This is a genomic window from Haematobacter genomosp. 1 (assembly GCF_002196855.1).
GTDB lineage: Bacteria > Pseudomonadota > Alphaproteobacteria > Rhodobacterales > Rhodobacteraceae > Haematobacter.
In genome coordinates this window covers 1-5,660 of sequence record NZ_NIPW01000044.1, presented here as the reverse complement: position 1 = coordinate 5,660, position 5,660 = coordinate 1, and the positions used below count along the sequence as shown (strand labels likewise).

Sequence of the window (5,660 nt, the reverse complement as noted above, 5' to 3'; positions counted from 1 at the left end):
GTTACTGCTGCTATTACTCTATCTGATTGCTTTAGTTGATTGCATTCGATAGCCCGCTATCGGTTTGGCTTGAATATGCACAGTTGTTACTACATCTAATACTACAGTCGGTATTACTACTGATTATTACTTCAGCTAGATAATATAATTATCTGTATTTGATACTACAGTTTATACTTCCAGTGATACAGGGGTCGTTTGCGGGAGAGGGCGAAATCCTACGCTAAGGCTTTGGCCAACGATATTCTCCGGTAAGATTGATGTGTTCCCAGGGGATAGGAGAAGTCGCTTGATATCTAGTATGACGTCTGTCGCACCTGCTTGATCGCGGCCGCGATAGCTAGATCGCGTTGCTCCTCTTCTCCATCCGCGTTCCAAGCTGCGGAAAGGCACCCATAAGCGTACGCCTGGTCGAGCAGGCGACGCGGATCGACGTCCAGCGCACGAGAGAATGCGTCCGCCATCTGTGCAATGCGTCTAGGATCGAGACAAAGGTCGTCTCTGTCAGCCGGATCGTAGAACATATTGGCGGCGCCAAAGCCCACTTCACCGACCAGACCGACGGGATCTATCACCAGCCAGCCGCGACTGGAGAACATGATGTTTTCATGATGCAGATCGCCATGTAGCCCACGCAGTTCCGAGGCATTGCTCATCATTTGATCGGCTATAATCGCCGCGTGGACGTAGTCAGTTTGACAACCTGCGTTTTGATCATCGCGCGCCCGCTGAAACAAAGCTGCAAAGCGATCCCGGATCGGGAGAAGGGCAGAAGGCAGGGGTTCCTCAGATGCGGCATACAGCTTCGCCATTAGTTCCGCTGCAATTTCGGTCGCCTGGTAGTCGCCGTGCTCGGCAACGATGTGAGAGAGCATTCGCTCCCCGGCATATTCGAGCAACATCAGATTGTTCTCACGACCGAGCAACCGGACTGCTCCCCTCCCATTGCGCCATACCAGATAGTCGGCCCCGCGCAGTTCATCAGCAATGTCTTCTATAGGTTTCAATCCCTTGACGATTGCAGGAGTCCCGTCTGGCAATGAAACTTTCCAAACGAGGCTGGAAAAGGTGTCCGCAATGAGAACAGGTTGCGAAACGTGCCAATGAGCAGGAAAAACAGGCGGCATGAACATCAACCCCAAGTCAGAGGGTCCAATCGCAGATAGAAGGCAAGGCGTTCGCGGTCGGGGGCTTCGATCCCCAATACATTGAATAGGACAGCGAAGGCGCGCTCTGCTTCATCTGGCGCTGCCCAGTTCTCTTCGGCGTTAGCAATCATGAGTGCCAAATCGGCATAGCGATCTGCTGTTCCGAGCCGCCCAAGGTCGATCAGACCCGTGCATTGAAGAGTTTTAGGGTCCACCATGAAGTTCGGCATGCAGGGATCACCATGGCAAACAACCATATCGGTGCGCTCTTGGTCGAGCCGCACCGGTAGCTCTCGTTCGACACGAGCCAAAAGATCGAGCTGCGGCGTACTCTTGTCCTCGTCCGGTAAGAAGTCGGGATTGACGGCATTGCGGGACACCACATCAACGGCGCGTCCGAACATTCGCGACAGCCTGCGCTCAAACGGACATTGATCAACCGATAGGCTGTGAACAGCGCCAAGTTGCTGCCCCATTGACGGCCACGCTTTGAGCAAATCCGCTCCAGACAGATCAGCCGCCGGTACTCCCGGAATTGCCGTTATCACCAAGCATGCACCCTCCTGTTCCTCCTGCCAGTTGATCACCTCGGGGCAAGCCACACCTCGACCTTTGAGCCAAATGAGGCGGTCACGCTCTCCAGCGAGCTCACCGCGGCGGGAAGCAGGTGCGATTTTCGCGAAGGCATGCCCGTCACCACGTCGAAAAACAAAATCACCAGATTCTCCGCCTCTGACAGGCAACCAGTCAGAATGCGATTCACCAAAAAAAATATTAGTTCGATTCAATGGAGGTTCCTTCAGTTTTCTGATGAAGCGCGGAGGTGGCTCAACCTGCGAAAAGAAACGAGTTGCTACGTAAGTCCGAGAACATGCTTTCCATGGTCTCTGAGCTCGCCTTTGGGACCGACATATCGGTAGAGAGTGACGCGCTCGATGCCGAGTTCCTTGCAGAGATCGGAAACTGAAGTATCGCGCTGGGCCATGGCGGCTTGCGCGAGACGCACCTGAGCTTTGGTGAGCGCGAATTTTCGTCCGCCCTTGCGACCGCGCGCTCTCGCGGAGGCGAGACCCGCCATGGTGCGCTCTCGGATCAGATCCCGCTCGAACTCGGCCAAGGTGGCGAAGATTCCGAACACCATGCGACCGGACGCAGTCGTGGTGTCGATCTGAGCGCCCTTTCCAGTCAGAACCCGCAGGCCGATCTTGCGGTCTGACAGCTCCTTCACCGTGTTGACCAGATGGGCAAGCGATCGTCCGAGGCGATCGAGCTTCCAGACCACCAGCACATCGCCGTCACGCAATGACTTGAGGCAGGCAGTCAAGCCAGGGCGATCATCACGACCGCCGGAAGCAAGATCATCATAGATATTGTCCCGTTCGACACCTGCGGCGCGCAAGGCGTCGTGCTGCAGGTCGAGAGACTGCGAGCCATCGGCTTTGGAGACGCGGGCATATCCGATCAGCATGTATCACAAACGTTGGTTTGAGGCGGCGCTTCGGCCACGATTGCATTGACCTCTGGAAATGTATCTCAACCAGCTTCATAAACAAAGCGTCTTGAACGCTATCAGATTTTGAAAAAGGAACATGTATGCCGCGTCGCGTCACTCTAACCGATCGGCAGAAAGACGCGCTGTTGCGCTTGCCGACTTCACAGACGGATTTGCTCAAGCACTATACGCTGAGTGATGAAGACCTTGGGCATATCAGGCTGCGTCGGCGCGCTCACAACAGGTTCGGCTTCGCCCTGCAATTGTGTGTCCTGCGCTATCCCGGCCGGGTGCTGGCTCCAGGCGAACTGATCCCTGCAGAGGTCATCGAATTTATCGGAGCGCAGCTTGGCCTGGGTGCCGACGATCTCGTAGACTATGCTGCCCGCGAGGAAACACGGCACGAGCATCTTGCCGAGTTACGGGGGCTCTACGGCTTCCGCACCTTCTCCGGACGTGGTGCGAGCGAGCTGAAGGAATGGTTGTTCCGAGAAGCCGAGATGGCGGTGTCGAACGAGGATATCGCCCGTCGCTTCGTAGCCGAGTGCCGACGCACCCGCACTGTCCTTCCCGCGACATCCACGATCGAGCGGCTTTGTGCCGCGGCTCTCGTCGATGCCGAGCGACGCATCGAGACGAGGATCGCCAGTCGGCTGCCTATGTCGATCCGAGAACAGTTGCTGGCATTGCTCGAGGAGACGGCTGATGATCGGGTGACCCGTTTTGTGTGGCTGCGCCAGTTCGAGCCTGGCTCGAACTCTTCGTCGGCCAACCGGCTGCTCGACCGGCTCGAATATCTGCAACGCATCGATCTCCCCGAGGATCTGCTTGCCGGCGTTCCTGCCCATCGGGTGACTCGTCTGCGCAGGCAGGGTGAACGGTATTATGCCGACGGCATGCGCGATCTCCCGGAGGACAGGCGGCTTGCGATCTTGGCTGTTTGCGTCTCGGAATGGCAGGCGATGTTGGCCGACGCAGTGGTCGAAACCCACGACCGGATCGTCGGCCGTCTCTACCGTGCTTCGGAGCGTATTTGCCATGCAAAGGTCGCAGACGAAGCGGGGGTGGTGCGTGACACCCTGAAATCCTTCGCCGAGATCGGGGGCGCCCTGGTCGATGCACAGGATGATGGCCAGCCGCTGGGCGATGTCATCGCGAGTGGGTCAGGGTGGGACGGCTTAAAAACCCTTGTTGCAATGGCAACCAGGCTGACCGCCACCATGGCCGACGATCCGCTCAATCATGTGCTCGACGGTTATCACCGCTTCCGCCGATACGCTCCACGCATGTTGCGCCTGCTCGATCTGCGAGCTGCGCCCGTTGCACTGCCGCTTCTGGAAGCGGTGACGGCCCTTCGTACCGGTTTGAACGATGCCGCGATGACCAGCTTCTTGCGGCCCAGCTCGAAATGGCATCGCCACCTTCGGGCCCAGAGGGCTGGCGACGCTCGCCTATGGGAGATCGCGGTGCTGTTCCATCTGCGCGATGCGTTCCGCTCCGGAGATGTCTGGCTTACTAGGTCCCGGCGCTATGGCGATCTGAAACACGCACTCGTTCCGGCACAATCCATCGCGGAAGGCGGTCGTCTCGCTGTGCCATTGCGGCCGGAGGAATGGCTGGCAGACCGGCAAGCTCGCCTCGACATGCGGTTGCGCGAGCTTGGCCGTGCCGCTCGCGCAGGCACGATCCCGGGCGGGTCGATTGAAAACGGCGTTCTGCATATCGAGAAACTCGAAGCCGCCGCGCCGACAGGCGCCGAAGATCTGGTGCTCGATCTCTACAAGCAGATCCCGCCCACGCGCATCACCGATCTCCTGCTGGAGGTGGATGCGGCGACCGGCTTCACCGAAGCGTTCACCCATCTGCGCACAGGAGCACCCTGCGCTGACCGGATCGGGCTAATGAACGTTATCTTGGCGGAAGGGATCAACCTCGGCTTGCGCAAAATGGCGGATGCGACAAACACCCACACCTTCTGGGAATTGATCCGCATTGGACGGTGGCATGTCGAGGGCGAAGCCTATGACCGGGCGCTGGCCATGGTGGTCGAGGCACAGGCAGCGTTACCCATGGCCCGGTTCTGGGGCATGGGCACGTCGGCTTCGAGCGACGGACAGTTCTTCGTCGCTACAGAGCAAGGTGAGGCCATGAACCTGGTCAACGCGAAATATGGCAATACCCCGGGCCTGAAAGCCTATAGCCACGTCTCCGACCAATATGCGCCGTTCGCAACCCAGGTGATTCCTGCAACGGCAAGCGAAGCGCCTTACATCCTCGATGGCCTGCTGATGAACGATGCTGGACGCCATATCCGCGAGCAGTTCACCGACACGGGCGGCTTCACCGATCACGTCTTTGCCGCATGTGCCATTCTCGGCTACCGGTTCGCTCCGCGCATCCGCGACCTGCCATCCAAACGGCTCTACGCGTTCAATCCGTCGGCCGCCCCGGCGCACCTGCGAGCGTTGATCGGCGGAAAGGTCAACCAAGCCATGATCGAGCGCAATTGGCCCGACATCCTGCGCATCGCCGCCACCATTGCTGCCGGGACCGTCGCGCCAAGCCAGATTCTGCGGAAACTCGCCTCCTATCCGCGGCAGAACGAGCTCGCGACAGCCCTGCGGGAAGTCGGTCGCGTCGAGCGCACCCTGTTCATGATCGACTGGATTCTGGATGCCGAACTCCAACGGCGTGCCCAGATCGGGCTCAACAAAGGCGAAGCTCATCATGCGCTGAAGCGGGCAATCAGCTTCCACCGCCGCGGTGAAATCCGCGACCGTTCCGCCGAAGGCCAGCATTACCGCATCGCCGGCATGAATCTGCTCGCCGCCATCATCATCTTCTGGAACACCATGAAGCTCGGCGAGGTCGTTGCAAACCAGAAACGCGATGGAAAGCTGCTATCGCCCGATCTCTTGGCCCATGTTTCGCCGCTCGGATGGGAACACATCAATCTCACCGGAGAATATCGCTGGCCAAAGCCTTAGCGTAGGATTCCGCCCCCTCCCGCAAACGACCCC

4 protein-coding genes are annotated in these 5,660 nt (G+C 58.5%); 1 reads left to right on the top strand and 3 read right to left on the bottom strand.

What is annotated here, in order from left to right; genetic code table 11:
- Positions 1 to 296: 296 nt before the first annotated feature.
- From CDV49_RS17900 to CDV49_RS17890, 3 genes are all read right to left on the bottom strand, one after another.
- Complete coding sequence (locus tag CDV49_RS17900; protein WP_000480968.1) at positions 297 to 1,133, bottom strand: aminoglycoside O-phosphotransferase APH(6)-Id; 837 nt, start codon at positions 1,131 to 1,133, stop codon at positions 297 to 299.
- A complete protein-coding gene (gene aph(3'')-Ib / locus CDV49_RS17895; RefSeq protein ID WP_001082319.1) occupies positions 1,133 to 1,936 on the bottom strand; it encodes an aminoglycoside O-phosphotransferase APH(3'')-Ib in 804 nt (267 codons plus the stop codon). The genes CDV49_RS17900 and aph(3'')-Ib overlap by 1 nt, the downstream gene beginning before the upstream one ends.
- Before the next feature lie 65 nt (positions 1,937 to 2,001).
- Positions 2,002 to 2,616 carry a recombinase family protein gene (locus CDV49_RS17890; protein WP_000904906.1) on the bottom strand — a complete coding sequence of 205 codons (615 nt, stop codon included), beginning with the start codon at positions 2,614 to 2,616 and terminating at the stop codon, positions 2,002 to 2,004.
- Between the two features lie 125 nt (positions 2,617 to 2,741).
- Here CDV49_RS17890 and CDV49_RS17885 point away from each other — a divergent pair, with 125 nt between their 5' ends.
- Positions 2,742 to 5,627 (top strand): Tn3 family transposase, encoded by a 2,886-nt coding sequence (locus CDV49_RS17885; RefSeq protein WP_001138082.1) that lies wholly within the window; start codon positions 2,742 to 2,744, stop codon positions 5,625 to 5,627.
- Positions 5,628 to 5,660: the final 33 nt, after the last annotated feature.

Coding starts and splice junctions, on each gene's coding strand:
- CDV49_RS17900 (WP_000480968.1), bottom strand. CDS start 1,133: ATGTTCATGCCGCCTGTTTTTCCTGCTCATTGGCACGTTTCGCAACCT.
- CDV49_RS17890 (WP_000904906.1), bottom strand. CDS start 2,616: ATGCTGATCGGATATGCCCGCGTCTCCAAAGCCGATGGCTCGCAGTCT.
- CDV49_RS17885 (WP_001138082.1), top strand. CDS start 2,742: ATGCCGCGTCGCGTCACTCTAACCGATCGGCAGAAAGACGCGCTGTTG.